The sequence below is a fragment of the Pseudomonas sp. AG1028 genome, from assembly GCF_007993955.1.
Classification (GTDB): Bacteria; Pseudomonadota; Gammaproteobacteria; order Pseudomonadales; family Pseudomonadaceae; genus Aquipseudomonas; species Aquipseudomonas straminea.
The window spans coordinates 73123-98548 of sequence record NZ_VIVP01000006.1 but is presented as its reverse complement, the minus strand read 5'-3'; the positions used below and the strand labels follow the sequence as shown (position 1 = coordinate 98548).

Here is a 25426-nt window from a genome sequence, read left to right as displayed (position 1 = left end):
AAAGCGCGTTAGTTGGCTAGCGCAATGCTCACGCTCGCGAGCATTGCGACATCCTTCAGTTCTGCACGCTCTGCACCGACCCACCGTCGACGCGCAAGTTGCTGCCGTTGATGAAAGACGCACGCTCCGATACCAGCAGCGCGATGGCCGCTGCCACTTCTTCGGGCTGGCCACGACGCTGCTGAACGATTCCGGGGCGTTCTTCCTTCAGGAAGCTCTGCACCGCTTCCTCGAAGCTCACGCCCAGTTCTTCGGCCCGTTTTTCCATCATGCCGTCGGTCATGCCGGTTTCGATGAACGCGGGCGATACCGTGTTGCACAGCACGCCGTGGGCCGCTTCCTTGTAAGACAGGTTCTTGATGAAGGCGGCCAGCGCAGCCTTGGCCACGTTGTACACGGCCTCTTCCCAGTACGGCTGCACGGCGTTTTCCGAGGTGATGCACACCAGCCGGCCCCAGCCGCGCTTGCGCATGGCCGGCAAGGTTGCCCGGGCGATGCGCACAGCGGTGAAGAAGTCGGTGTCCCAGGCTTCCTGGTAGTCGGCGTCCGAGAGTTCCAGGGGGTCGCCCTTGGCGCCGGTCACGCCGGCGGTATGCACGACGATATCGATCTGGCCGAAGCGCGCCTCGCCCTGGCGGACCAGGTCATCGACCTCGGCTTGCCGGGTCATGTCCGCGGCGATCAGCAGGGGCTCACCAGGCAGGTCTTCGGCAGCCTTCTGCAACGCATCCTGTTCGCGGTCGGTCAGCACCAGCTGCACGCCCTCCTCTGCCAGCAAGCGCGCGGTCGCCAGACCGATCCCGCCCGCCGCACCACTGATCAGTGCCACACGATTTTTCAAGCCCAAGTCCATCAACCTTCTCCTTCAGTGATACGAGTCGCGATCAAATGAGCGAATGCGAGCATCTGCTCGGCCAGTGCGCGGGGTGTCTGCAGCGGCATCAAGTGCCCCGCGCCGGATAGCGTCAGTACGGCGCTGTGGGGAAAGTGCGCCAGGGTGGTACGCCCCTGCTCTTCGGCATCCGGCACCTGGCGGTCGTCGGCGCCGCAGATCAGTAGCGCCGGATATGGCAGGCTGCCGATGCGGCCTTGCCAATCCTCGCGGCTGCCGTGGTCGACCCAGGCGCGCCACGCTTCGAGGTTCACGCTCTGGGCGTCGGCAATGGCGACCTCACGCAGGTCATCCGGCAAACGGTGGAAACTGGATTCATCGACGAAGGCTTCGGCCTGCTCTCGCGAAGCATCAAAGGCGCGCTGGCGGTCGCGGTCGGCCTCGCGCATCGGCTGCGGGCCGGGTGGCGACGGAGCCACCAGCACCAGGCCATGGAGATAAGACGGCTGCCGCGATGCCAGGACCGTCGCGACCTTACCGGTCATCGAATGGCCGACCAGGATGCAGCGATAGAGCCCGAGCTCGCGAATGCTCTGGTCGACCTGATCGGCCATCTCGCTGACCGTATAACCGGTTACCGCATTGGCATCACCGAAGCCCGGCGTATCGAGCGCTACACAGCGATATTGGCGATCCAGATAGGGAATGGTCGGCCCCCAGGTCCGGTGCGAGCCGCCGAGAAAGTGCATCAGTACGAAGGTGATCGGGCCTTGGCCCTGCTGGCTATGTGGGAGCATCGCGTGCCTGCCTCATGGGTGTTCAAAGTGGAAAGCGAGGCGGCGTCGGGAGTTCAGATAATCGCTGGGGGGCTCGGGCGGATAAGGCTGGGCTGTCAGGCCGCCAGAGAGATCGAATGGCGTCGATCCCTCCTGTTTGGCCAGGCCTTGACGGCGCCGACGGGCCATCTGGCACCATGTGCCCCGATTAACGCCTGGGCCATGAAAAGCCCCACATTCTCCGACGCAAGGATCATCCGCATGAAAGCCTTCCAAATCGGTAACCAGCAAGGTCTGGACAGCCTGACCGCCGTCACTCGCCCTGACCCCGTCGCTGGCCCTGGCCAAGTGCTGGTCGCACCGCACCTGGTCGGTCTGATCAGCCGTGATGTGCAGCTGCTGCGCGGCGTTTACGGTGCCCGCCAGGCGCCCGAGCGTACCCCGACCTCCGAAGGTGTCGGCAAGGTCATCGCTGTCGGTGCAGGTGTCGAGAACGTCAAGCCGGGTGATCGCGTGGTCTGCGGACACTTCCCGAGCTGGCTGGACGGTGACTTCCGCCCCGAGGTGTTCGCCCATGACATCGGCATCTCCCATGACGGCTGGCTGGCCGAACGGGTCGTGCTGCCCGCCGCGGCGGTCATACAGGTGCCGGCTTCCCTCGCCGACAGGGATGTTGCCGGCCTTGCCTCAGCCGGCCTCACCGCCTGGAATGCGCTGGTCGAAGTCAGCAAGGTCAAGCCGGGCGAACTGGTGCTTTGTCTGGGCACCGGCGGCGTGTCTCTGGCAGCACTGAAACTCGCCAAACTGCGCGGCGCGCGGGTGGCCATCACCTCGTCCAGCGACGAGAAACTGCAAATCGTCCGCGAGCTGGGCGCCGATATCACCATCAACTACCGCCAGCATGCGGACTGGGCCGCCCAACTCATGGCCCTCACCGATAATGTCGGCGCCGACGTGATCATCGAAACCGGCGGCCAGGACACCCTAGGCCAATCCATCGCGGCCGCCGCCGCCAACGCACGCATCGTCGTGATTGGCGTAACCCCCGGCCAGCAATCGCCGATTCCGAACTACCTCTCGCTGATCCTCAAAAACGTGACCATCCGCGGTATCGCCAACGGCAGCCGCAAGATGTTCACGGAGCTGCTACGCGCCACCGAAGCCAACCGCATCGAAACGGTGATCAGCAAAACCTTCAAGTTCGAAGACACCCCGGCCGCCTATGCCTACTTCGCGGCGCAGAAGCAGGTGGGCAAGGTGCTGATCGAGTTCAACTGATCTGGATTGGGCGAGGCCAGCTACGCAAGCGAGCCTGGCAGGGAACGCTCTCGGTACTCGCCCGCCAACTCCCGCAACGTCTCGCAGCACCACTGCGCCGCCAGCGACAACGGCAGCGCGGCGTTGCTGCAGATGCCCACCGAGCCGCCGGGCTCGCGAATACCCAGGGCCAGCTCGGCCAGCTCGCCACTCTGCAGATCGAGACGCACGGCATCCAGCGGTGCGACCCATACGGCATCGCTCTGCTGCACGTAGCGGCGGCTGAGCGCCGGCGACAGGGTTTCCAGGCGCTGGCGCGGCAGGGCCACGCCGCATTGCACGAACAGGCTGTCGGCGTAGCGGCGGATGGTGGTGCCGGCCAACGGCAGCACCACCGGGTAGTTGCCCAACTGGCTGAGGCCGGCATCGCCCAGAGCCAGCAGCGGATGCTCAGTACGCACCACAAGGCTCATCGACTCGCTGTACAGGTGTTCGAAGGTCAGCCCCTGTATCTCCGGGCTGTCGGTCATGCGCCCCACCACCAGATCCAGCTCGCCGACGCGCAGTTGCGCCAGCAGATAGGCGCTCGGGCCGGTAGCGACGCTGACCACGAGTGCCGCGTGGCGCATGTGCAGGCGCCGCACCACCTCGGGAATCAGCAGGCTCTCTACCGTCGACAGCACACCGACGCGCACCTGCCCCGCGTCATGCTCGCCGCTACGCAAGCTGTTCACGCCGTCGCGTAGCGCCTGCACGCAGGGACCGGCGTAACGCATGAAGGCCAGCCCAGCCGAGGTCAGGCTGACGCCCGCCTTGCCGCGCTCGAACAATGAGGCCTCGAGGATTTCCTCCAACTCCCGAATGGTTTTCGAGATGGCCGGCTGGCTGACCGCCAGGGCGTCGGCCGCCTTGGCGAAGCTGCGCTGCCGGGCAATTTCCAGAAAGCAGGTCAGGTGACGGAATTTGATGCGGTTGTCGAGGTTCATGGCCGGCTGCACTGATTGAGGCCCGGCAACATTATCAGAACCGGATGGCACCGTTGCCGTTCATGATCTGCAACAGCGTACCTTCCCTCACCGATGCATTCAGCGCACGGCAGATCCCTCATTCGTAATGCTTTGAAAGCATCAGCACTCGTGCTGGCCAGTACTGGCACTTAAACCTTTGACATGAAATATCGAACGGCTTGTAGAACAACAAAAACAGTGAACTTAGTTAGTTGTTCGGTCGTTCAAAATAAATCCAACTTCCGCTCACTTAGTTGCGCTGCAAGTTGTAAAGGAACTGTCAAGGTTTTGTACAACTAAGCCCGTTCTGGCAAAACATGACCGCTCGTCGCCTAGCGACCGCATAAACGTCGAAAAGCCCCTCGCAGAGGGCTGGAATGACAGCGTAAAGCCTGCCATTAAACCGTCTATCGCAGGTGAAAACCCGCAACTTCACTGGTAGTGGCAGCGAAAACCTGCTGTTACGCATAAGTTCCCCGATACCCCGGCAGGCTCCTGAAAATAGTCGAAACTTCTTATTCGCGAGCTGGGTCATCAACTAGGTGGGAATTAATCACCAGCAAGCAGCTTTTCCTCCTGCCCCGACACGGCAATCAACTGGAAAGACAGGCGGCCTATTCCCGTCGGCGTGCAAGCGAACGAATTATTTACGAGTCAAGGACAGAATCGAGCGGAGGATGGTATGGGAAACGCTGTTGCGGTAACACGGTTCGATCAAGCGGTATCGGTAGAAACATCCCTCAAGCCACATAACACCATTACCAACCTGCACGCGGCCAAGAAGAAGATTCTCTTCGTCAGCCCCGAACTGGCCGACCTGATCAAGGTGGGCGGCCTGGGCGACGTTTCCGCGTCGCTGCCACGGGCGATGAACGCCGATCACGACGTGCGCGTGCTGATCCCCGGCTATCGCCAGGTAATGCAAAGCGGCCACGCGATCCGCGATGTCGGCAGCGTACCGGGCCACGCGGCCCTGCCGCCAGCCCGTATCGGCTGCATGACGCTGCCCGACGGGCTGATCGTCTATGTGCTCATTTGCCCCGAACTGTACGACCGCGATGGCACGCCCTATGGCGACGCCCAAGGGCGCGACTGGCAGGACAACCACATCCGTTTCGCCAGCCTCGGCCTCGCCGCCGCCGAGATCGCCGCCGGCACCGCCTGCCTGAGCTGGTGCCCGGAAGTGGTTCACGCCAACGACTGGCCCGCCGCCCTGGCGCCCGCCTACATGAGCTGGCGCGGCCTGCAGACGCCGACCGTGTTCACCATCCACAACCTCGCCTACCAGGGCCTGTGCAGCCTGGAATGCAGCCCGGAACTGGGCCTGCCCTCCTCGGCCTGCGGCCACCAGGGCATGGAATTCTATGGTCGCCTGTCGTTCCTCAAGGCCGGCCTGGTGTACTCGGATCACGTCACCACGGTGAGCGAGAACTACGCCCGCGAGATCACCACCCCGGAATTTGGCTGCGGCCTGGAAGGCATGCTGCAGTTCAAGGTGCAGCTCAATCAGCTCAGCGGCATCCCCAACGGCATCGACGACAGCTGGGATTCGGTCAACGACCCGCACCTGGTGCAGGGCTTTGATGCCCACGACTGGGAAGGCAAGCGCGCCAATAAACGCCACGTCGAGCAGATGTTCGGTCTGGAGCAAAATGAAGGCCCGCTGTTCGCCGTGGTTTCGCGCCTGGTACAGCAGAAAGGCATCGACATGACCCTGGAGATCGCCGACACCATCGTTGCCGAAGGCGGTCGTATCGCGATCATCGGCCGTGGCGAGGAGCACCTTGAGGAAGCCGTCCGAGAGCTGGCCCGTCGTCATCCAGGCAAGGTCGGCGCCAACGTCGGTTTCAACGAAGCGGATGCGCGCTGCATGTTCGCCGGCAGCGACTTCCTCCTGATGCCGTCGCGTTTCGAACCTTGCGGCCTCAGCCAGATGTACGCCCAGCGCTTCGGCTCGCTGCCGATCGCCCGCGCCACCGGCGGCCTGGCCGACACCATCGAAGACGGCGTCAACGGCTTCCTGTTCAAGGAGCCGAGCAGCGACAGCTACCTGACTGCCGTGCGCCGCGCTATGGCCATCCACCGCAACCCGGAACTGCTCAACGCCATGCGTGCCCATGCCATGGCCGCGCCACTGTACTGGAAGCAGTCGGTGGAGCCCTATGCCGCGCTATACCGCAAGCTGGTAGCAGCGAAAACATCGGGTGGGAAACTGGTCTGATGCCTGAAGCGAAACAGAGACACGGCGCCTGGCCGGATGAAACCGGCCACACTCACTTTGCCTTGTGGGCGCCGGACGCCAAAAGCGTCGCGGTAAAGCTGCAAGACGACACCCAACATGCGATGACGGCCAGCGACAACGGCTGGTACGCCGCCACCCTCCCGGTGGCGGCAGGCACCGACTATCACTACCTGATCGACGAGCACCTGCTGGTGCCCGACCCCGCTTCGCGCTGGCAGGCCAACGATGTGCACGGCCCCAGCCGGGTCGCCGATCCATCCCGCTATCAATGGCGCAATGCTGGCTGGCAGGGGCGCCCCTGGCAGGAAACGGTGCTTTACGAAGTTCACGTCGGCACCCTGGGCGGTTACCAGAGCGCGCAGGCGCGCTTGCAGGAACTGGCCGACCTGGGCGTTACCGCCATCGAACTGATGCCCCTGGGTGAATTCCCGGGCGGTCGCAACTGGGGTTACGACGGCGTGCTGCCCTTCGCCCCGGATTCGTCCTACGGCACCCCGGACCAGTTGCGCGCACTGATCGACCACGCCCACGAACTGGGCCTGATGGTGTTCATCGACGTGGTGTACAACCACTTTGGCCCGGACGGCAATTACCTGGGCCAATACGCCAGCGATTTCTTCCGCGAAGACGTGCACACGCCCTGGGGCCCGGCCATCGATTTTCGTCGTCGCCAGGTGCGCGACTACTTCATCGACAACGCTCTGATGTGGGTGCACGACTACCGGGTCGACGGCTTGCGCTTCGACGCCGTGCACGCCATCGGCGAGCGCGACTTCCTTATCGAAATGGCCGAACGGCTGCACGCCTCGATTCCCGCCTCGCGTCATCTGCACCTGGTGCTGGAAAACGAGCACAACGACGCCGAGCTGCTGCAGCAAGGCTTCGTCGCCCAGTGGAACGACGACGGCCACAACGTGCTGCATCACCTGCTGACCGGCGAGCACGAAGGCTACTACGCCGACTTCGCCATCGATGCCACGCACAAGCTCGCCCGCTGCCTGCGCGAAGGGTTCATCTACCAGGGTGAAACCACCCGCCACGGCACCGCTCGTGGCAGCAGCAGCGGCCACCTGCCGCCGAGTGCCTTCGTGCTGTTCCTGCAGAACCATGATCAGGTCGGCAACCGTGCCGTCGGTGAGCGTATGCGTACGCTGGCCGAGGATGACGCCCTGAAGAGCGCCACCGCCCTGCTGCTACTCAGCCCGATGATTCCGTTGCTGTTCATGGGCGAGGAATGGGGCAGCGAGCAGCCGTTCCAGTTCTTCACCTCGCACAACGATGAGCTCGGTGAAGCGGTGCGCAAGGGCCGCCAGAACGAATTCAAGGATTTCTCCAAGTTCTCCGGCCAGGCCATCCCAGCCCCCAACGACGCCAGCACCTTCGAGACCTCCAAGCCCGACTACCACAGCCGCGACACGGCGGATGGCAAAGCCTGGCAGGCGTTCTATCGCGAGCTGCTGAGCCTGCGCCACCAACACATCGTGCCGCGCCTGGCCGGCAGCCAGGCCCTGGAAAGTCGGGTACTCGGCAACACCGCTGTGGCTGCCAGCTGGCAGCTTGGCGACGGCCAGGTACTGCATATCGCCTTGAACCTGGGCAGCGAGCCGGTAGAGGCAGCAATGCCGCAGGGCGCTCGCCAGCTGTTCGGCTACCGCGCCAACGACGACCACCTTCCAGCACATAGCGTGCGCGTTCTGCTGGAGGGCGCCCCATGAGCGATGCACGCCTGGCAGAACTGAGCAAGGCCGCAGGCCTGAGCGTCGACTGGATCGACGCCGACGGCAACGCCCAATCGGTCAAACCCGAACACCAGCGTCGCCTGCTCGAAGCCCTTGGTTACCCCGCGGCTGACGACGAGCAGATCGAAGCCAGCCTGGCGCAGCTGAAGCAGCGTGAGGACAACCTGGCACTCGGCCCACTGGTCACCCTCGATCAGCAGCAGGCCCTGGATCTGACCCGATACTTTCCGCCGGGCACGCCATTCGAGATTCAGCTGGAACAGGGCGAACGCCTGGACGGCCGACTGGACGACAGCGGTCGCCTGCCGGTGATCGGCACCATCGGTTATCACCAGTTGCGCATCACCGGTGGCGAAGTGACCCTCGCCGTAGCGCCCGCCGCCTGCCCGAGCGTTGCCGAACTGGCCGGTCGCAGCGACGCGAAGATCTGGGGCCTCAGCGCCCAGCTGTATTCGCTGCGTCGCCCGGGTGACGGCGGCCTGGGCGACACCCAGGCGCTGGAATCTCTGGTGCGCAGCGCGGCGGCCCGCGGCGCCGATGCCGTGGCGATCAGCCCGATGCACGCAATGTTCAGCGCCAACCTGCACACTTACAGCCCCTACTCGCCCTCCAGCCGCCTGTTCTTCAACGTGCTGCATGCTGCACCGGCCAGTGTGCTCGGCGAAGCAGCGGTTCAGCAGGCCACCCGCACCTGCGGGCTGGCCGATGAACTAGCGCGCCTGGAAGGCCTGGAGCTGATCGACTGGCCGGGCGTCGCCAGTGCGCGCATGCAGATATTGCGGCAGCTGCATGCCGATTTCGCCGTCAGCATTCATCCGCTGCAGGCCGACTTCGAGGCCTTTCGCCAGGCCGGCGGCGAGGCCCTGCGCCAGCACTGTCGCTTCGAGGCGCTGCGCGGTTTCATGGACCTCAACGGCCTGCCGGTCGACTGGCGGGCTTGGCCCGAGCAGTACCGCGACCCTGCTAGCGCGGCGGTCGAGCAGTTCTGCGAAGGCCATCAGCACGAGATCGAATTCCACGCCTTCGCCCAATGGCTGGTCGCCCGCTGCCTGCACGGCGCGCAGGCGGCAGCCCGTGAAGCCGGCATGGCGGTCGGCCTGATCGCCGACCTGGCCGTCGGCGCCGATGCCGCCGGCAGCCAGGCCTGGGGCCGCCAGGCCGAACTGCTGCAGTCGGTCAGCGTCGGCGCACCGCCGGACATCCTCAACCGCTCGGGGCAGAACTGGGGCGTGTCGGCGTTTTCGCCCCAGGGCCTGCAACAGAACGGCTTTCGCGCCTACATCGAAATGCTGCGCGCCAACCTGGCTCACGCCGGTGGTATGCGCATCGACCACGTGATGACCCTGCGCCGTCTGTGGGTGATTCCCGAGGGCGAGGATTCTTCCGCCGGCGCCTACCTCAACTATCCGTCCCATGATCTGCTGCGTCTGCTGTGCCTGGAGGCCGAGCGCCACCGCGCGCTGATCATCGGCGAAGACCTGGGCACGGTGCCCGACGGCCTGCGTGAAGAACTGGCGGCGCGCAACATTCTCGGCATGCGCGTGCTGCTGTTCGAGCAAAGCAACGGCCACTTCCACGCCCCCGCCCATTGGCCGCGTGACGCCCTGGCCACCACCACCACCCATGATCTGCCGAGCATTCGCGGCTGGCTCGCCTCCCGCGACATTCATTGGCGCCAGGCTGCGGGCCACCGCAGCGACGACTACACCAGACAGGATCACCAATTGCGCGCCCAGGAAACCCGAGCACTGCACCAGGCCTTGCACGATCACGGCCACGCCACCGCCGAACAGATGGATGACGGCCAGCAACTGGACGCCAGCATCGCCTTCATCGGCAGCACCCCAGCGCCGCTGGTGCTGCTGCCGCTGGAAGATGCCATGGCTGCCACCGAACAGCCCAACCTGCCAGGCCCGGGCGACGAACACCCGAACTGGCGCCGCCGCTGGGCCGAACCTGCCGAGGGCATGCTCGACGCCCCGGCAGTCGCGCACCGCCTCCAGCGCCTGCAGTGGGCCCGCAACCTGGCCGAGGGCCTCGGCCATGACTGAGTTGCGCGCCAGTGTTCGCCTGCAGTTTCACAAGGGCTTCATCCTCGATGATGCCGTGCCCTTGGTCGACTATTTCGCACGCCTGGGCATCAGCCATATCTACGCCTCGCCGCTGCTCACCGCACGACCTGGCTCCATGCACGGCTACGACGTGGTCGATCCGACTCGCGTCAACCCCGAGCTGGGCGGCGAGGCGGCCCTGGAGCGGCTGGTCTCGGCCCTGCGCAGCAAAGGCATGGGGCTGATCCTGGATATCGTCTCCAACCACATGGCGGTGGGCGGCAATGCCAACCCATGGTGGCTTGATGTGCTCGAATGGGGCGCCAACAGCGCCTATGCGAAATTCTTCGACATCCACTGGCAATCCCACGACCCGCTGCTGCGCGGCCAGTTGCTGGTGCCGTTCCTGCGTAGCGACTACGGCGAGGTGCTGGCAGCCGGCGAGATCGAATTGCACTTCGATGCCAAGCGCGGCCTGTTCTACGCCAAGCACTACGACCACCGCTTCCCGATCAATCCGCCGACCTATGGCGACATCCTGCAGCGCAGCGGCCATTCCGAGCTGCAGGCCCTGGGCCGACGTTTTGCGGCCCTGGACGACAGCGCCGACGGCCAGCGCCAGGCGAGCGTGCTATTTCGCGAACTGGTCGCCCTGGCCAGCAAGGCCGGGCATGCCATCGAGCGTGCCCTGGCCAGCCTGCGGCCTGCCGAGGGGCAGAACTTCGAAGCCCTTCATCAGCTGCTCGAACGCCAGCATTACCGTCTGGCCAGCTGGCGCACTGCGGCGGATGACATCAACTGGCGGCGCTTTTTCGACATCAACGAACTGGGCGGCCTCAAGGTCGAGCGCCACGACGTGTTCGAAGCGACCCACGAGAAGATTTTCGAGCTGATCGAAAAAGGCCTGGTCGACGGCCTGCGTATCGACCATGTCGACGGCCTGGCCAACCCACGTGCTTACTGCCGCAAGCTGCGCCGCCGCGTCGAGCGGCTGCTGCCGAAACGACCAACGAATCTGCAGGGTGGCCGTTTTCCGATCTATGTCGAGAAGATCCTCGGCGAAGGCGAACAGCTACCCCGCGACTGGGGCGTGGATGGCACCACCGGTTACGAATTCATGAACCAGGTATCGCTGCTGCAACACGCGCCGGATGGCGAACCGGTACTGGCGAAACTGTGGAGCGAAACCAGTGGCCGTGATGCCGACTTCATGGCCGAGGTACGCGAGGCACGCCAGCTGGTGCTGACCACTTCCCTGGCCGGCGACCTGGAAGCGCTGGCCCAGGGCCTGTTGCTGGTCGCCCGTGACGACATCGCCACCCGCGACCTGACCCTGGGCGCTATCCGCCGCGCGCTACTGGAGCTGATCACCCATTTCTCAGTGTACCGCACCTACGTGTCGGCCGCTGGGCGCAGCGCCAACGACCAGGCGGTGTTCGACCATGCCCTGGAAGGCGCCCGCACGACGCTGGCCGAAGGCGACTGGCCGCTGCTCGAACACCTCGACAGCTGGCTCGGCGGCCAGGCCCTGTCGCAACTGCCGCCGAGCCCCCAGCGCAAGCGCCGGGCGAAGATGATCGAGCGCTTCCAGCAACTCACCTCACCAGCCGCCGCCAAGGCCGTGGAAGACACCGCCTGTTATCGCAGTGCAGTGCTGCTGTCGCGTAACGACGTGGGCTTCGACCCGCAGCAATTCAGCGCGCCGGTGCAGGCCTTCCATGACGGTTGCGTCGAGCGGGCCCGGCATTTCCCGGCCAACCTGCTGACCACCGCGACCCACGACCACAAACGCGGCGAAGACACCCGCGCGCGCCTGACCGTTCTGAGCGAACGCGCCGAGTGGTTCGCCGAGCGTTGCCAGCACTGGCGCGAACTGGCTGCGCCGCTGCGCGATGAATTGGACGACGGCCTGGCGCCCTCGCCCGGTGACGAGCTGATGCTGCTGCAGATCCTGCTTGCCTGCTGGCCGCTGGATCTGCGCGCCGACGATGCCGAAGGCCTGCAGAGCCTCACCGAGCGCCTCACCGCCTGGCAGGAAAAGGCCGTGCGCGAGGCCAAGTTGCGCAGCACCTGGAGCAACCCTAACGAGCGTTACGAGCAGGCCTGCAGAAACTATCTGCACGCCCTGCTCAGCAGCGATCAGGCCACCGAGTTGCGCGGCGAGGTCTGCCGCGCCGCCGCAGAAATCGCGCCTGCCGGCGCCCTCAACAGCCTCGTTCAAAGCCTGCTGCGCATGAGCGTGCCAGGGGTGCCCGATCTGTATCAGGGCTGCGAATTCTGGGACTTCTCCCTGGTCGACCCGGACAACCGCCGCCCGGTGGATTTCGCCGCTCGCCGCCAGGCCCTGGCTGACGGCCAACCGCTTGCCCAGGCCCTCGAACACTGGCATGACGGCCACGTGAAGCAGGCGCTGATCGCCGCCACCCTGCAGGCTCGCCAGCAACACGCGCAACTGTTTGCCAAAGGCGATTACCAGCCACTGCAGGTCGAGGGTGAGCATGCCGAGCGGGTCGTCGCATTCCTGCGCAGCCACGGCGAGCAGCACGCCATCATCGTGGTGCCGCGCTTGAGCGCCAAATTGCTGGGCGACAGCGCCATGCCGCTGATCGCCGCCGACCAATGGGGCGACACCCGTATCGCCCTGCCCGCTGCGCTCGCCGACAAGCCCCTGCGCAGCGCGTTCGACCCTGCCAACCCAATGCCCAACAACGGTCACCTCGCGTTGTGCAAGGTGCTGCGCGATGTCCCCGTCAATCTGCTGATCGCCCCTAGCCAATCTCAGGAGTAACACCCATGAGCGCAAAAGAAGACCGCATCCGTGAGTTCGCCTACCAGATCTGGGAATCCGAAGGGAAACCCCACGGCCAGGCCAAACGCCACTGGGAAATGGCCACCAAGCTGGTCGAAGCCGAGCAGACGCCCGGCAAGGCCACGCCCAAGCGCGTAAGCAAGCCCAAGGCCGCTGCTGAAGGCGCCGCCCCTGCGGCACCTATCAAACCTCGCGCCAGCAAGGCAACGCCCAAGGCCGACACCGAAAAACCTGCTCTGCTCAAACCGGCCAAGGCACCCTCCAAGGCCAAACCCAGCACCACCCCCAAGCCTGCCGCCAAGAAGCCCAAGGCCTGATACCAGGAGCCACCCAGAATGAGTCAACCACGCTCGCGTATAACCGAAGGTCAACCCTTTCCGTTGGGGTCGACCTGGGATGGTTTGGGCGTCAACTTCGCGCTCTTCTCGGCTCACGCCACCAAGGTCGAACTGTGCATTTTCGACCCTGATGGCCTGGAAGAAATCGAGCGCATCGAATTGCCGGAGTACACCGACGAAATCTGGCACGGCTACCTGCCCGACGCCCACCCGGGGCTGATTTACGGCTACCGCGTGTACGGCCCCTACGAGCCGGAAGCCGGTCATCGCTTCAACCCCAACAAGCTGCTGATCGACCCGTATGCCAAGCAACTGGTTGGCGAGCTGAAGTGGTCCGAAGCGCTGTTCGGCTACGAGATCGGCCACCCGGACGGCGACCTCAGCTTTGACGAGCGTGACAGTGCACCCTTCGTGCCCAAGTGCAAGGTCATCGACCCGGCCTATACCTGGGGCAAGCATCGTAATCATCGCGTGGCCTGGGACAAGACGGTGTTCTACGAAGCGCACCTGCGCGGCCTGACCATGCGTCATCCGTCGGTGGCCGAAGACAAGCGTGGCACCTTCGCCGGGCTGATGAACGCCGACGTGATCAAGCACATGCGCAAGCTCGGCGTTTCGTCGGTCGAACTGCTGCCCATCCATGCCTTCGTCAACGACCAGCATCTGCTGGAAAAGGGCATGAACAACTACTGGGGCTACAACAGCATTGGTTTCTTCGCCCCGCACCCGCGTTACCTGGCCAGCGGCCACATCAACGAATTCAAGGAAATGGCCGCGCACCTGCACGATGCCGGCCTGGAGTTGATTCTCGACGTGGTCTACAACCACACCGCCGAAGGCAACGAGCTGGGCCCTACCCTGTCCATGCGCGGCATCGACAACGCCAGCTACTACCGGCTGATGCCCGATGACAAACGCTACTACATCAACGATTCGGGCACCGGCAACACCCTGGACCTGAGCCACCCATGCGTGTTGCAGATGGTCACCGACTCGCTGCGCTACTGGGCCACCGAGATGGGTGTGGACGGCTTCCGCTTCGACCTGGCGACCATTCTCGCCCGCCACCACGACGGCTACGACGAACGCCACAGCTTCCTGGTCGCCTGTCGTCAGGACCCGGTGCTGAGCAAGGTCAAGCTGATCGCCGAGCCATGGGACTGCGGCCCCGGCGGTTATCAGGTCGGTGGTTTTCCGCCGGGCTGGGCGGAGTGGAACGACAAGTTCCGCGACAACGTGCGCAGCTTCTGGAAAGGCGACGAAGGCCAGCTGGCCGAACTGGCCAGCCGTCTGACCGCTTCGGGCGACCTGTACAACCAGCGTGGTCGCCGGCCGTTCTCGTCGGTGAACTTCATCACCGCCCACGATGGTTTCACCCTCAATGACCTTGTCTCCTACAACGACAAGCACAACGAGGACAACGACGAGAACAACCAGGACGGCAGCAACAACAACATGTCCTGGAACCACGGCGTCGAAGGCCCGACCGACGACGAGGCCATCAACGACCTGCGCTTCCGCCAGATGCGCAACTTCATGGCCACGCTGATCCTCGCCCAGGGCACGCCGATGCTGGTGGCCGGCGACGAGTTCGCGCGCACCCAGCACGGCAACAACAACGCCTACTGCCAGGACAGTGAGATCGGCTGGATCAACTGGGATCTGGGCGAGCGCGGCAAGCAGTTGCAGGAGTTCGTCACCCGGGTGATCAAGCTGCGCATGAATTACCCGATCCTGCGTCGTGGCCGCTTCTTCGTCGGCGCCTTCAACGAAGAGCTCGGCGTCAAGGATGTCACCTGGCTGGCGCCCAGTGGCGAGGAGATGAACGAGGACAACTGGCACGCCCCCCATGCGCGCTGCATGGGCATGCTGCTCGATGGTCGCGCCCAGCCGACTGGTATCCGCCGCAGCGGCGCCGACGCGACCCTGCTGATGGTGGTCAACTCGCACCACGACGTGGTCAATTTCCGCCTGCCGGAAGTTGCCCAGGGCAGCCACTGGACGTGCATGCTCGATACCAACCGCATCGACGAGCCGGAAGACGACGAAGTGTTCCAGTTCGGTGACGAATTCACCGTCACCCATCGCTCGCTGGTGCTGTTCGAGCTGCAAAAGGAAAAATTGGCATGACCGGGGGCGGCACCCGTTTGGTGGAACGCCTCGGCGCCCTGCTGAACGAGTGGCCGCACCCACTCCCGCATCATCCCGAGGCCCTGCTGCGCAGCCTGCAAAGGTTGTGTGATGCGGGCCTCGACCAATTACCCAAACCCGGCGGTGGCCAGACCCTGCAACGTTGGCAGGCGCTGGCCACGGTCGCCGCACAGGACCTGAGCCTGTGCAAACTCTACGAAGGCCATACCGACGCCCTGGCGATCCTCGAGCATTTCGGCGCTGATGTAGCGGCTCGTGCCACCTGGGGCATGTGGGCTGCCGAACCGCCCCAGGCGCGCGTCACCCTAGGCGCCGAGCAGCAAGACGGCAGCGTGCGCCTGCACGGTCGCAAGGCCTGGTGCTCGGGCGCCACGGTGCTCAGCCACGGTCTGCTCACCGCCTGGAATGAACAAGGCGAACAGCAGCTGGTGGCGGTTGCCCTCGAGCAGCCTGGCGTGCGGGTGACCGAAGACGGCTGGCAGGCCGTGGGCATGGCCGCCACCCAGAGCGTGGATATTTTCTTCGACGATGCCCGCGGCCAGCTGGTTGGCCCGCCTGGCGGCTACCTCGCCCGGCTCGGCTTCTGGCAAGGCGGCGCCGGCATCGCTGCCTGCTGGCATGGCGCGGCCAGCCGCCTGGGCGAAGCGCTGCGCCGGCACTGCGCCGAACGCGACGAACCCCATGCCCTCGCCCACCTCGGCCAGGTGGACTGCGCCCTGACGGCAGCCGCCAGCGCCCTGCGCGAATGCGCCGCCTGGATCGACGCCAACCCAGAGGCCAACGCCGAACTGCCGGTGCGCCGCGTGCGCGCCCTGGTCGAGCACAGCGCCAGCACAGTGATTGAGCACGTCGGCCGCGCCCTGGGCGCTGCGCCCTATTGCCGTGACGGCGCGCTGGCGCGGCTGCTGGCCGATTTGCCGGTGTTCCTGCGCCAGAGCCACGCCGAACGCGATCTGGCGGCTCTGGGCAAGCTCGCCGCGCCTCAACCACAAGAGAGCTGGATGCCATGAACGCCAACCCGATCCAGGGCCAGGGCACCTCGCCACAAGCCTGGAAAGCCTCAAGGCGTCTGGCCCAGGTGCCCGATATCGACTGCACGCACCTGGTGCCCGAAGGCTGCCGCGCAGTGATCGTCGCGCCGCATCCGGATGATGAAATCCTTGGCAGTGGCGGCCTGCTGCAGCTGCTGGCCCAGGCGCAGCGGCAGATATTGCTGATCTCCGTCACCGATGGCGCGGCCAGCCACCCTGGCTCGACCTACTGGACGCCGCAGCGCTTGCGCATCGTGCGCCCCCAGGAAAGCGCCGATGCCCTCAAACGCCTCGGCCTGCCGATCACCCAGGTGCAATGGGTGCATGGCGGCTTTTCCGATACCGGCGTAACCGCCGCCGAAGGTGAGTTGCGCGAATTTCTCAAGACCTACCTGCAGCCCAGCGACGTGGTGTTCACCACCTGGCGCGAGGACGGCCACGCCGACCATGAAGCGGTGGGCCGCGCGGCGCTGACCGCGGCCTTCGAATGCGGCGCCCGTGCTCACGAGATTCCAATCTGGGCCTGGCACTGGGCAAGCCCCGAGGACCCGCGCATTCCCTGGGAACGCGCCCGCAAGCTGCAGCTCGACAAATGGGTGCAGGCGCGCAAGCGCCACGCCATCCAGGCCTTTGCCAGCCAACTCTACGACGACCCCGACAGCGGTCACCCGCCAGTGCTTTCAGGCACGGCGGTGGAACGCCTGCAGCAACCCTTCGAGGTGGTGTTTCTATGAGCGTGGCCGACAATTACTTCGAGAAGCTCTACAAGGGCAGCGAAGATCCCTGGTCATTTCGCGAACGCTGGTACGAGCAACGCAAGCGCAACCTGACCCTCGCCGCCCTGCCGCGCAGCCACTACGGCAGCATCTTCGAGCCGGGCTGCGCCAACGGCGAACTCAGCGCACGCCTGGCAGAGCGCTGTACCCAACTGCTGTGCAGCGACACCTCTGCTCTCGCCCTGGAGCTGGCGCACAATCGCCTCGCTCACCGTAGCAATGTGCGCCTGCTGCAGACCCGTCTGCCGGAGCAATGGCCGGCCGGGCGCTTCGACCTGATCGTACTCAGCGAGCTGTGCTACTACCTCGACGCACAGGATCTGGATCGCCTGATCGACTGCGCCCGGGCCGCCCTCAACATCGGCGGCAACCTGCTGGCCTGCCACTGGCGCTGGCCCATCGCCGAGTGCCCGCTGAGCGGCGATGAGGTTCACCGCCGCCTGCACGAACGCCTCGGCCTACCGCGCCTGTTGCGCCATGAAGATGCCGACCTGCTGCTCGAGGTCTGGGGTACCGAAAGCACCTCCGTCGCCCAGCGCGAAGGCCTGGTGCCGGAAGCCCAGGAGCGTCCGGTTTGATCGGCATCGTGATTCCCGCTCACAACGAAGAACAGAGCCTGGACGCCTGCCTGACTGCCCTGCTCGAAGCGGCTGCCCATCCCGATCTGGACGTGCCCGTGCGCATTCTGGTGGTGCTCGACAGCTGCACCGACGGCTCGGCCAGCGTGGTCGCCAACTACCCGGTCGAAAGCCTGACGCTGCAGGCGCGCAACGTCGGCCAGGCGCGGGCCGCCGGTGTGGCCTGGCAACTGCAGCGCGGCGCCAGCTGGATCGCCTGCTCCGACGCCGATAGCCGTGTGGCGCCGGACTGGCTGGTGCGCCAGCACGAGCTGCAGGCCGATATGGTCTGCGGCACCGTGGAAGTCGCCGAATGGGGCGAACTGGATGACGGCGTACAGAGCCGCTACCTGAGCGCCTACGAAGATCGCGACGGGCACCGCCACATCCACGGCGCCAACCTGTCGTTCAGTGCCGCGGCCTATCGCCGTGCCGGGGGCTTCCAGAGCATCGTGGTCGACGAAGACGTACAACTGGTCGCCGCCTTCCAGCGCATCGGCGCACGCATCGCCTGGAGCGCACTGCCGCGGGTATACACCAGCGCCCGCCTGGATTGCCGCGCCCGCGGCGGTTTCGGCGACTACCTGCGCTCGCTGCTCTAAACCCGCCGCGCGGCGGGCAAAAACCTTGAACCGCCTCTTGGCCGGCCCAGTCGGAAATTTAACGACGCCCGCGTGCCTGCTGCGCGCGAGCCCCTCGCTGAACCACCGCGACCATCGCCAGGAGTACAGCATGAAAGTCAGCGACATAATGACCCGCGGCGTGCAGACCATCACGCCCAGCCAGACCATCCACGAAGCCGCCGCCATGATGGCGCGCATCGATTGCGGCGCCCTGCTCGTCAACCAGGACGACCGCCTGATCGGCATGATCACCGACCGCGACATCACCGTACGCGCCGTGGCCACCGGCATGCCAGGCGAAACGCCGATTTCCGAGGTAATGAGCGGCGAGATCCGTTACTGCTTCGACGACGAAGACGTGCTGCACGTAGCCCGCAACATGGGCGACAACCAGCTGCGTAGCCTGCCGGTGCTCAACCGCGACAAGCGCCTGGTGGGCGTGGTGTCGCTGGGCAACCTGGCCCTGAGCGACGACCCGCAGGCCAGCGCCGAGCTGCTGCGCCGCGTCACCGGCGCCCACTGAGCATGAGCAGACCGACGCGGAGAATCGGCGCCTGCGGGCATCTGCGCGTTGGTCTGCCGCAAGCGGGTGAGCCGCGGTGAAGCGCATCCATATCGGCATTTCCGGCTGGCGCTATGCGCCCTGGCGCGGCGACTTCTACCCAGACAGGCTGAAGCAGCGCGAGGAACTGGCGTTCGCCTCCCGGGCGGTGAGCAGTATCGAGATCAACGGCTCGTTCTATGCCCTGCAAACGCCCGAGCGTTATGCCGGTTGGGCCGCTGAGACACCGGACGGCTTCTGCTTCGCAGTCAAGGCGCCGCGCTATATCACCCATATCCGCCGCCTCGATGACGTGGCCACGCCCATCGCCAATTTCTTCGCTTCGGGGCCGTTGCAACTCGGCAATAAGCTGGGGCCGATCCTCTGGCAATTTCCACCGAGCATGGCGTTCGATGAACAGCGCTTTGCCGACTTCCTCGCCCTGCTGCCGCAGGACACCGAGCAGGCCCTGCGTAGCGCGAAGAAAGCCGATCGCCTGCAGGACGGCAGCCTGGATGCGCCCCACCAGCAGAAGCTGCGCCACGCCGTGGAAATCCGTCACCCGAGTTTTTGCGACCCGGCCTTTATCAAGTTGCTGCGCAAACACAACGTTGCACTGGTGTTCGCCGACAGCGCCGGCAAGTGGCCGTACGCCGAGGATCTGACTGCCGACTTCGTGTACCTGCGCCTGCACGGTAACAAGAAGCTCTACGAAAGCGGTTACGACGAAGACGCCATCGACCACTGGCACCAGCGCATCGCCACCTGGAGCCGCGGCCAGCAGCCCGGCGACGCGCAGCTGATCGACAGCCACAAGCCGCGCGCCCGAAAGTCGCGCGATGTGTACTGCTATTTCGACAACGACCTCAAGGTCCGCGCGCCCTACGACGCCCACGCGCTGTTAGAGAAGTTCGACCTGGCCCCGGAGCTGCCCAACGCCCCCGGCCAGTCGCCAGGAGTAAGCCCATGACTACCCACCAACCGGCACCCACGGAACTGGCCAGCGCGGTTCATACGCTGAAGATTCTCACGGTCAACACCCACAAGGGGTTCACCGCGCTGAACCGGCGCTTCATTCTTCCCGAGCTGCGCGATGCGGTGCGCACGCTGTCGGCCGACATGGTGTTTTTGCAGGAAGTGCACGGCACCCACGAGCACCACGCCAAGCGCTACGAGAACTGGCCGCCTACACCGCAGTACGAGTTTCTCGCTGACAGCATGTGGCCGCAGTTCGCCTATGGCCGCAACGCCGTGTATCCCCATGGAGACCACGGCAACGCCCTGCTCTCCAAATTTCCGATCCTGCGCCACGAGAACCTCGACATCTCCATCGGCACCCAGGAGCAGCGCGGCCTGCTGCACTCGGTGCTCGACGTGCCGGGGCACGCTGAAGTGCATGCCATCTGCGTGCACCTGGGCCTACGCGAGGTCCATCGCAAGCAGCAGCTGGGCCTCTTGTGCAAGGTGCTCGACCGTCTGCCCAGCGACGCGCCGGTGATCGTCGCCGGTGATTTCAACGACTGGCGCCAGCGCGCCGATGGCCTGCTGGCCGCCAGCGGCCTTAAGGAGGCATTCGTCAGCGAGCATGGCAAACCGGCCAAAAGCTTCCCCGCGCGCTGGCCGCTGCTGTGCCTGGATCGCATCTACGTGCGCAACGCGACCACTCACAACCCGCAGGTGCTGTCGACCCGCCCCTGGTCGCACCTGTCCGATCATGCACCGTTGGCTGTGGAGATACGGCTATGAAGTACGAATGGCGTGATGGCAACCAGATCGATCTGTTGATCAACGGCGAGGACTTCTTTCCCGCCGTGTTCGAGAGCATCCGCAATGCCCGCCAGCAAGTGCTGCTGGAAACCTTCATCATCTTCGAAGACAAGATCGGCATGGAGCTGCAGCAGGCGCTGATCGCCGCTGCCCGCAACGGCGCCGAGGTGGAGATCACCGTGGACGGTTACGGCACCGCGGACCTCTCCACCGAGTACGTCGCAGCGTTGGTGGCCGCCGGTGTGCGGGTTCACATGTTCGACCCGGGCAAGCGCCTGCTGGGCATGCGTACCAATCTGTTCCGCCGCCTGCACCGCAAGATCGTGGTGGTCGATAACGAGGTCGCCTACATCGGCGGCATCAACTACGGCGAGGACCATATCGCCGATTACGGGCCGATGGCCAAGCAGGATTATGCCGTGCGTGTGCGTGGCCCCATCGTCGCAGACCTGCACACCGCCGCCGTGCGCCTGCTCGACGCCCGCGATGACCGCCCGGCGACGCCGCACCGAGGCAGCCAGCCCGGCCAGCACCGCCACGCCGGCAACAGCCGCCTGCTGATGACCATCCGCGACAATGGCGACGACACCAACACCATCGAGCAGCACTACCTGGACGCCATTCGCAACGCCCAGCATCGGCTGATCATCGCCAACGCCTACTTCTTCCCCGGTTATCGGCTGCTACGCGAGCTGCGCAATGCGGCGCGGCGCGGTGTGAAAGTGACGCTGATCCTCCAAGGCATGCCGGATATGCCGCTGGTGCGCCTGTGCTCGCGGCTCACCTACAACTACCTGCTGCGCGATGGCGTGACCATCTATGAATACTGCCAGCGCCCGCTGCACGGCAAGGTGGCGCTGGCCGACCATGAGTGGTGCACCATCGGCTCGAGCAACCTCGACCCGCTAAGCCTGTCGCTCAACCTGGAAGCCAACGTGATCGTGCGAGACGCGGCGCTCAACCGCCGCCTGCATGAACACCTTTCCGAGCTGGCCGAATCGAGCTGTAAATCCGTGCCACTCAAGCGGGTTATGCGCGGTTACTGGTGGCGCGCACCGCTGATCTTCCTGTGCTTTCACTTCCTGCGCCATTTCCCGGCCATCGCTGGCTGGTTCCCGGCCCACTCGCCGCGCATCAAGTTGCTCAAACCCGAAATCGAAGCGCCGCAGTGCGGCACCTTACAGGTCGACCAGGAGAAAGTCTCGTGAGCAAACCCGACGACAAGCAGGGCAAGCCGGCGTGGCGCTGGGCCAAGCGCCTGCTGACCCTGTGCTTTTTCATTCTGGTGCCGGCGCTGCTGTTCATGCTGGTCAAGAACCTCGACTGGCAGGAAGTCAGCCAGGCGCTGCGCGGCTTTAGCCCGACCATCCTGCTCGCCGCAGTCGGCGTGACGGCGCTGAGCTACGGGGTGTATTCGAGCTTCGACCTGATCGGCCGCGCCTACACCCAGCACGGCCTACCGACCCGCCAGGTGCTGCCGCTGACCTTTGTGTGCTACGCCTTCACCCTCAACCTGAGTTCCTGGGTCGGCGGTGTGGCGCTGCGTTATCGCCTGTATTCGCGCCTGGGTCTGAAGGTTTCGACCATCACCCGGGTGCTGAGCATGAGCCTGATCACCAACTGGCTGGGCTACATCCTGCTGGCCGGCGTGCTATTCACCTTTGGCCTGCTCAAGCTGCCAGAAGGCTGGGCCATCGGTGCCACGGGCCTGCGCATAATCGGCTTGGCGCTGCTCGCCGTGGGCATCGGTTATCTCCTGGCCTGCCAGTTCTCCAAGCGCCGCAGCTGGACGATCCGCGGCCACGAGCTGAACCTACCGTCGCTGCCCATGGCCCTGCTGCAGGCCGGCCTCGGTGCGCTGAACTGGTCGCTGATGGCGCTGATCATTTACCTGCTGCTGCCCAAGGAAGCCTTCTACCCGACGATTCTCGGCATCCTGATGATCAGCAGCATCGCCGGGGTGATCACCCATATCCCCGCTGGCCTGGGAGTGATCGAGGCGGTATTTATCGCCATGCTGCAGCACGAGATGTCCAAGGGCAGCATCGTCGCCGCACTGATCGGCTATCGGGCCATCTACTTCCTGCTGCCATTGGCGGTTGCCTGCGTGGTCTACCTGGTGCTGGAAAAACGCGCCAAGAAGCTGCGCCAGAACGCTGGCCAGGAAAACACTGAAGAGCCGCGCCCTGCCTGACAGGACGGGGCGCGACTAGGCCTGCAGGCCCCACGCCCGGCGCAAGGCGTGCAGCGCCTCGAAGATGTCTCGCTCCGGTACCGCCGCAAAACCCATCACCAACCCTGCACGCTGATCCGGCGGTGTGCGCCCTTCTGGCAGCCACTGCACGCTCAGCGGGTTGATTTCCACACCAACGTTGGCAGCCGCCGCGATCAGTTCACGCTCGCGTGCCAGACTCTCGCAGCGCACGCTCAGGTGCAGACCGGCATGGACCTCGGGCAGCGCTGAGCAGCCAGGCAACTGATCCGGCCAACCGGCCAGCAAAGCGTCGCGCCGTGACCGAGCGGCATTGCGCATGCGGCGGATATGCCGCTGAAAATGCCCAGCGGCGATGAACTCGGCCATCACCGCCTGGGTGCCGATATCGGAGTGGCGCATGTCCACCCCGCGACGGCGGGCGAAGGCCTGGGCCAGGCGCGGCGGCACCACCAGATAACCCAGGCGCAGCGCCGGGAAGACGATCTTGCTGAAGGTGCCGACGTACAGCACGCGCTGGCCGCGATCCAGTGCCGCCAGCGGGGCCAGCGGTGTGCCGCTGTAGCGGTACTCGCCGTCGTAGTCGTCTTCGATGATCCAGGCATCGTTGCGCTCGGCCCAGTCGAGCAGTGCCAGACGCCTGGGCAACGACAGCGTCACCCCGGTCGGGTACTGGTGCGATGGCGTGACATAGGCCAGCCGACAGGGCCCGGCCCGCTCTAGGGCGGCGACATCCAGGCCCTCGCTGTCGATACCGATGCCTTCGAGCCGAGCCCCGGCGACGCTGAACGCGTGGGCCGCGGCGCGGTAGCCGGGATCCTCCAGAGCGACCCGGTCGCCGGGCTCGAGCAGCAACTGGGTGCACAGGCTGATGGCCTGCTGAGCACCGCAGGTGATGACGATCTGTCCCGGGTCGCACTGCAGGCCGCGACTGCTGCGCAGGTAGGCGGCGATCAACTCGCGCAGCTGCGCATCGCCCGCCGGGTCGCCGTAGCCCAGCAGCGCTGGCGCCGGTCGCCGCCAGAAACGCGCAGCCAGGCGCGCCCAGGTTTCATAGGGAAACAGGTCGAAGGCCGGCACCCCGACGCGAAATGCCCGTGGCGGCCCCGGCAGGTGCGGCGGCAGGTGAAAGTTCTGCAGCCGCTGCAAGGCACTGCTGCGGACCTCGCTCGACAGGATCGCCGCAGGCAGCGGCGCGCCGGCGGCGAGATCGGCCACATAGGTGCCGTCGCCGACCCGCGCCTGCACGTAGCCCTCGGCATACAGCTGATCCAGGGCGCGGCTGACGGTGTTGCGTGACACGCCCAGCAGCTCGGCCAATTGACGGCTGGCCGGCAGACGCGTGCCACCCGGCAGGCGCCCGTCGAGCATGCGCTCGCGCAGCGCCTGGTACAGCTGACGCGCCAGGCCCGCGCCGGGCTGCAGGCACAGGCCTGTGAGGTCGACGGGAAGCGGAGCTGAAGCGGCCATCGATTGGCTCCATGAAAGTCACTGAAAATGGATCTTACAACAGACCAATCACAAATCTAGGATGACGTCATTCCCTTCAGGAAACGGCCCATGTACACACCCTCCGCCTTTCGTCAGAACGACCTCGCCACCCTGCACCGGGAGATCCAGGCCTGCCGCCTGGCCACCCTGATCAGCCATGGCGAAAACGGCCTGCAGGCCAGCCATCTGCCGCTACTGTTGCGCCCAGAAGAAGGCGAGTACGGCACGCTGTATGGCCACCTGGCGCGAGCCAACCCGCACGCGCGCTTGCTGGCCGAAGGCGGCGAAGCCCTGGTGGTGTTCAGCAGCGCCGAGGCCTATGTCAGCCCGTCCTGGTACCCGGCCAAGGCCGAGCACGGCAAGGTGGTGCCGACCTGGAATTACATCGCCGTGCACGCCTATGGCCGCGCCGAAGTGTTCGACGACGCCGAACGCCTGCGGAACCTCCTCGGCGAGCTCACCGACCGCCACGAAAGCCTGCGCCCCCAACCCTGGGCCATCGATGACGCACCGCGCGATTACATCGACGGCATGCTGCGCGCCATCGTCGGCTTCGCCCTGCCCATCGAGCGCCTGGAAGGTAAATGGAAGCTCGGCCAAAACCGCAGCGAAGCCGACCAGCACGGCGTACACGACGGCCTCGCCGCCAGCCTCGATTCCCGCGACCGCGCCCTGGCGCAGCGCATGGCTGACTGAATCACTCGATAAACACAGGAGACCCGAGCATGGAAATACTCGCCGTTGCCGCTGACGATCACGACGCCTGGCTGCACCTCTGGCAGGGCTACCAACGCTTCTACGCCACCGAAATTCCCGAGGCCACCACTGCGCTGACCTGGCAGCGGTTCCTTGCCGCCGATGAGCCGATGCACGCGGCCCTGGCCTGGCAGGACGGCCGCGCCATCGGCATGGTGCACTGGATCTTCCATCGCTCCTGCTGGACGGAGGGCGATTACTGCTACCTGCAGGATCTGTTCGTCGACGAGCAGGTACGCGGCGGCGGCACTGGCCGCGGGCTGATCGAGCACGTATACGCCCAGGCCCTCCAGGCCGGGGCCTCGCGGGTGCATTGGCTGACCCACGAGAGCAACACCACAGCCATGCAACTGTACGACCGCATCGCCGAGCGCCCCGGCTTCGTGCAGTACCGCAAGAAATTGTGATCA

At 65.3% G+C, this 25426-nt stretch carries 22 protein-coding genes; 18 read left to right on the top strand and 4 right to left on the bottom strand.

Annotated features, from left to right (window positions below):
• Window positions 1-55: 55 nt before the first annotated feature.
• Entirely contained in the window at window positions 56-853 is a 798-nt protein-coding gene (locus FB481_RS11270; protein ID WP_147176404.1) for an SDR family NAD(P)-dependent oxidoreductase, read from the bottom strand.
• Window positions 853-1629, bottom strand: a complete 777-nt coding sequence (locus tag FB481_RS11265) for an alpha/beta fold hydrolase (RefSeq protein ID WP_147176403.1) — start codon at window positions 1627-1629, stop codon at window positions 853-855. The genes FB481_RS11270 and FB481_RS11265 overlap by 1 nt, the downstream gene beginning before the upstream one ends.
• Before the next feature lie 240 nt (window positions 1630-1869).
• On the opposite strand from FB481_RS11265, the gene FB481_RS11260 reads away from it, so the two are divergent.
• The gene (locus FB481_RS11260; RefSeq protein WP_147176402.1) at window positions 1870-2886 is read left to right on the top strand and encodes an NAD(P)-dependent alcohol dehydrogenase; all 1017 of its coding nucleotides are present in this window, start codon (window positions 1870-1872) and stop codon (window positions 2884-2886) included.
• A gap of 20 nt (window positions 2887-2906) precedes the next feature.
• Here the strand turns inward: FB481_RS11260 and pcaQ are convergent, their stop codons facing one another.
• Complete coding sequence (gene pcaQ / locus FB481_RS11255; protein WP_147176401.1) at window positions 2907-3851, bottom strand: pca operon transcription factor PcaQ; 945 nt, start codon at window positions 3849-3851, stop codon at window positions 2907-2909.
• A gap of 703 nt (window positions 3852-4554) precedes the next feature.
• Between pcaQ and glgA the strand changes: the two genes are divergently transcribed.
• The 15 genes from glgA to FB481_RS11180 all read left to right on the top strand — a co-directional run bounded on the left by glgA (window position 4555) and on the right by FB481_RS11180 (window position 22751).
• Window positions 4555-6093 (top strand): glycogen synthase GlgA, encoded by a 1539-nt coding sequence (glgA, locus tag FB481_RS11250; RefSeq protein WP_147176400.1) that lies wholly within the window; start codon window positions 4555-4557, stop codon window positions 6091-6093.
• On the top strand, window positions 6093-7829 hold the full coding sequence (gene treZ, locus FB481_RS11245) for a malto-oligosyltrehalose trehalohydrolase (RefSeq protein WP_147176399.1): 1737 nt from the start codon (window positions 6093-6095) through the stop codon (window positions 7827-7829). Before glgA ends, treZ begins: the two co-directional genes overlap by 1 nt.
• Window positions 7826-9904 (top strand): 4-alpha-glucanotransferase, encoded by a 2079-nt coding sequence (gene malQ / locus FB481_RS11240; protein WP_147176398.1) that lies wholly within the window; start codon window positions 7826-7828, stop codon window positions 9902-9904. The genes treZ and malQ overlap by 4 nt, the downstream gene beginning before the upstream one ends.
• Window positions 9897-12692 carry a malto-oligosyltrehalose synthase gene (locus FB481_RS11235; protein WP_147176397.1) on the top strand — a complete coding sequence of 932 codons (2796 nt, stop codon included), beginning with the start codon at window positions 9897-9899 and terminating at the stop codon, window positions 12690-12692. The genes malQ and FB481_RS11235 overlap by 8 nt, the downstream gene beginning before the upstream one ends.
• A 5-nt stretch (window positions 12693-12697) precedes the next feature.
• Window positions 12698-13030 (top strand): DUF2934 domain-containing protein, encoded by a 333-nt coding sequence (locus FB481_RS11230; RefSeq protein ID WP_093501576.1) that lies wholly within the window; start codon window positions 12698-12700, stop codon window positions 13028-13030.
• An 18-nt stretch (window positions 13031-13048) separates the two neighbouring features.
• Window positions 13049-15181, top strand: coding sequence for a glycogen debranching protein GlgX (gene glgX, locus FB481_RS11225; RefSeq protein WP_147176396.1), 2133 nt, complete (start codon window positions 13049-13051; stop codon window positions 15179-15181).
• Window positions 15178-16212 (top strand): acyl-CoA dehydrogenase family protein, encoded by a 1035-nt coding sequence (locus FB481_RS11220; protein WP_256662735.1) that lies wholly within the window; start codon window positions 15178-15180, stop codon window positions 16210-16212. Before glgX ends, FB481_RS11220 begins: the two co-directional genes overlap by 4 nt.
• Window positions 16209-16967: a PIG-L deacetylase family protein gene (locus FB481_RS11215; protein ID WP_147176395.1), complete on the top strand. Its 759-nt coding sequence runs from the start codon at window positions 16209-16211 to the stop codon at window positions 16965-16967. The genes FB481_RS11220 and FB481_RS11215 overlap by 4 nt, the downstream gene beginning before the upstream one ends.
• Window positions 16964-17587 (top strand): class I SAM-dependent methyltransferase, encoded by a 624-nt coding sequence (locus tag FB481_RS11210; protein WP_147176394.1) that lies wholly within the window; start codon window positions 16964-16966, stop codon window positions 17585-17587. The genes FB481_RS11215 and FB481_RS11210 overlap by 4 nt, the downstream gene beginning before the upstream one ends.
• Window positions 17584-18228 (top strand): glycosyltransferase family 2 protein, encoded by a 645-nt coding sequence (locus tag FB481_RS11205; protein WP_147176393.1) that lies wholly within the window; start codon window positions 17584-17586, stop codon window positions 18226-18228. The genes FB481_RS11210 and FB481_RS11205 overlap by 4 nt, the downstream gene beginning before the upstream one ends.
• A 130-nt stretch (window positions 18229-18358) precedes the next feature.
• A complete protein-coding gene (locus tag FB481_RS11200; protein WP_147176392.1) occupies window positions 18359-18772 on the top strand; it encodes a CBS domain-containing protein in 414 nt (137 codons plus the stop codon).
• Window positions 18773-18848: 76 nt separating this feature from the next.
• Window positions 18849-19760, top strand: a complete 912-nt coding sequence (locus tag FB481_RS11195) for a DUF72 domain-containing protein (protein ID WP_147176391.1) — start codon at window positions 18849-18851, stop codon at window positions 19758-19760.
• Window positions 19757-20536 (top strand): endonuclease/exonuclease/phosphatase family protein, encoded by a 780-nt coding sequence (locus FB481_RS11190; protein ID WP_147176390.1) that lies wholly within the window; start codon window positions 19757-19759, stop codon window positions 20534-20536. The genes FB481_RS11195 and FB481_RS11190 overlap by 4 nt, the downstream gene beginning before the upstream one ends.
• Window positions 20533-21765 carry a cardiolipin synthase ClsB gene (gene clsB, locus FB481_RS11185; RefSeq protein ID WP_013791893.1) on the top strand — a complete coding sequence of 411 codons (1233 nt, stop codon included), beginning with the start codon at window positions 20533-20535 and terminating at the stop codon, window positions 21763-21765. Before FB481_RS11190 ends, clsB begins: the two co-directional genes overlap by 4 nt.
• Window positions 21762-22751: a lysylphosphatidylglycerol synthase domain-containing protein gene (locus FB481_RS11180; protein WP_147176389.1), complete on the top strand. Its 990-nt coding sequence runs from the start codon at window positions 21762-21764 to the stop codon at window positions 22749-22751. Before clsB ends, FB481_RS11180 begins: the two co-directional genes overlap by 4 nt.
• 15 nt (window positions 22752-22766) lie before the next feature.
• On the opposite strand, the gene FB481_RS11175 is transcribed toward FB481_RS11180, so the two are convergent.
• On the bottom strand, window positions 22767-24239 hold the full coding sequence (locus tag FB481_RS11175) for a PLP-dependent aminotransferase family protein (RefSeq protein WP_147176388.1): 1473 nt from the start codon (window positions 24237-24239) through the stop codon (window positions 22767-22769).
• Window positions 24240-24329: 90 nt separating this feature from the next.
• Here FB481_RS11175 and FB481_RS11170 point away from each other — a divergent pair, with 90 nt between their 5' ends.
• Together FB481_RS11170 and FB481_RS11165 are read left to right on the top strand one after the other, a co-directional pair.
• Window positions 24330-24956, top strand: coding sequence for an FMN-binding negative transcriptional regulator (locus tag FB481_RS11170; RefSeq protein WP_147176387.1), 627 nt, complete (start codon window positions 24330-24332; stop codon window positions 24954-24956).
• 29 nt (window positions 24957-24985) lie between these two features.
• Window positions 24986-25423 (top strand): N-acetyltransferase, encoded by a 438-nt coding sequence (locus FB481_RS11165; RefSeq protein ID WP_147176386.1) that lies wholly within the window; start codon window positions 24986-24988, stop codon window positions 25421-25423.
• The last annotated feature ends 3 nt before the right edge of the window (window positions 25424-25426 follow it).

Coding starts and splice junctions, on each gene's coding strand:
- clsB (WP_013791893.1), top strand. CDS start 20,533: ATGAAGTACGAATGGCGTGATGGCAACCAGATCGATCTGTTGATCAAC.
- FB481_RS11230 (WP_093501576.1), top strand. CDS start 12,698: ATGAGCGCAAAAGAAGACCGCATCCGTGAGTTCGCCTACCAGATCTGG.
- FB481_RS11260 (WP_147176402.1), top strand. CDS start 1,870: ATGAAAGCCTTCCAAATCGGTAACCAGCAAGGTCTGGACAGCCTGACC.
- pcaQ (WP_147176401.1), bottom strand. CDS start 3,851: ATGAACCTCGACAACCGCATCAAATTCCGTCACCTGACCTGCTTTCTG.
- FB481_RS11220 (WP_256662735.1), top strand. CDS start 15,178: ATGACCGGGGGCGGCACCCGTTTGGTGGAACGCCTCGGCGCCCTGCTG.
- FB481_RS11170 (WP_147176387.1), top strand. CDS start 24,330: ATGTACACACCCTCCGCCTTTCGTCAGAACGACCTCGCCACCCTGCAC.
- treZ (WP_147176399.1), top strand. CDS start 6,093: ATGCCTGAAGCGAAACAGAGACACGGCGCCTGGCCGGATGAAACCGGC.
- FB481_RS11210 (WP_147176394.1), top strand. CDS start 16,964: ATGAGCGTGGCCGACAATTACTTCGAGAAGCTCTACAAGGGCAGCGAA.
- FB481_RS11235 (WP_147176397.1), top strand. CDS start 9,897: ATGACTGAGTTGCGCGCCAGTGTTCGCCTGCAGTTTCACAAGGGCTTC.
- FB481_RS11200 (WP_147176392.1), top strand. CDS start 18,359: ATGAAAGTCAGCGACATAATGACCCGCGGCGTGCAGACCATCACGCCC.
- glgX (WP_147176396.1), top strand. CDS start 13,049: ATGAGTCAACCACGCTCGCGTATAACCGAAGGTCAACCCTTTCCGTTG.
- FB481_RS11270 (WP_147176404.1), bottom strand. CDS start 853: ATGGACTTGGGCTTGAAAAATCGTGTGGCACTGATCAGTGGTGCGGCG.
- FB481_RS11265 (WP_147176403.1), bottom strand. CDS start 1,629: ATGCTCCCACATAGCCAGCAGGGCCAAGGCCCGATCACCTTCGTACTG.
- glgA (WP_147176400.1), top strand. CDS start 4,555: ATGGGAAACGCTGTTGCGGTAACACGGTTCGATCAAGCGGTATCGGTA.
- FB481_RS11190 (WP_147176390.1), top strand. CDS start 19,757: ATGACTACCCACCAACCGGCACCCACGGAACTGGCCAGCGCGGTTCAT.
- FB481_RS11165 (WP_147176386.1), top strand. CDS start 24,986: ATGGAAATACTCGCCGTTGCCGCTGACGATCACGACGCCTGGCTGCAC.
- FB481_RS11215 (WP_147176395.1), top strand. CDS start 16,209: ATGAACGCCAACCCGATCCAGGGCCAGGGCACCTCGCCACAAGCCTGG.
- FB481_RS11175 (WP_147176388.1), bottom strand. CDS start 24,239: ATGGCCGCTTCAGCTCCGCTTCCCGTCGACCTCACAGGCCTGTGCCTG.
- malQ (WP_147176398.1), top strand. CDS start 7,826: ATGAGCGATGCACGCCTGGCAGAACTGAGCAAGGCCGCAGGCCTGAGC.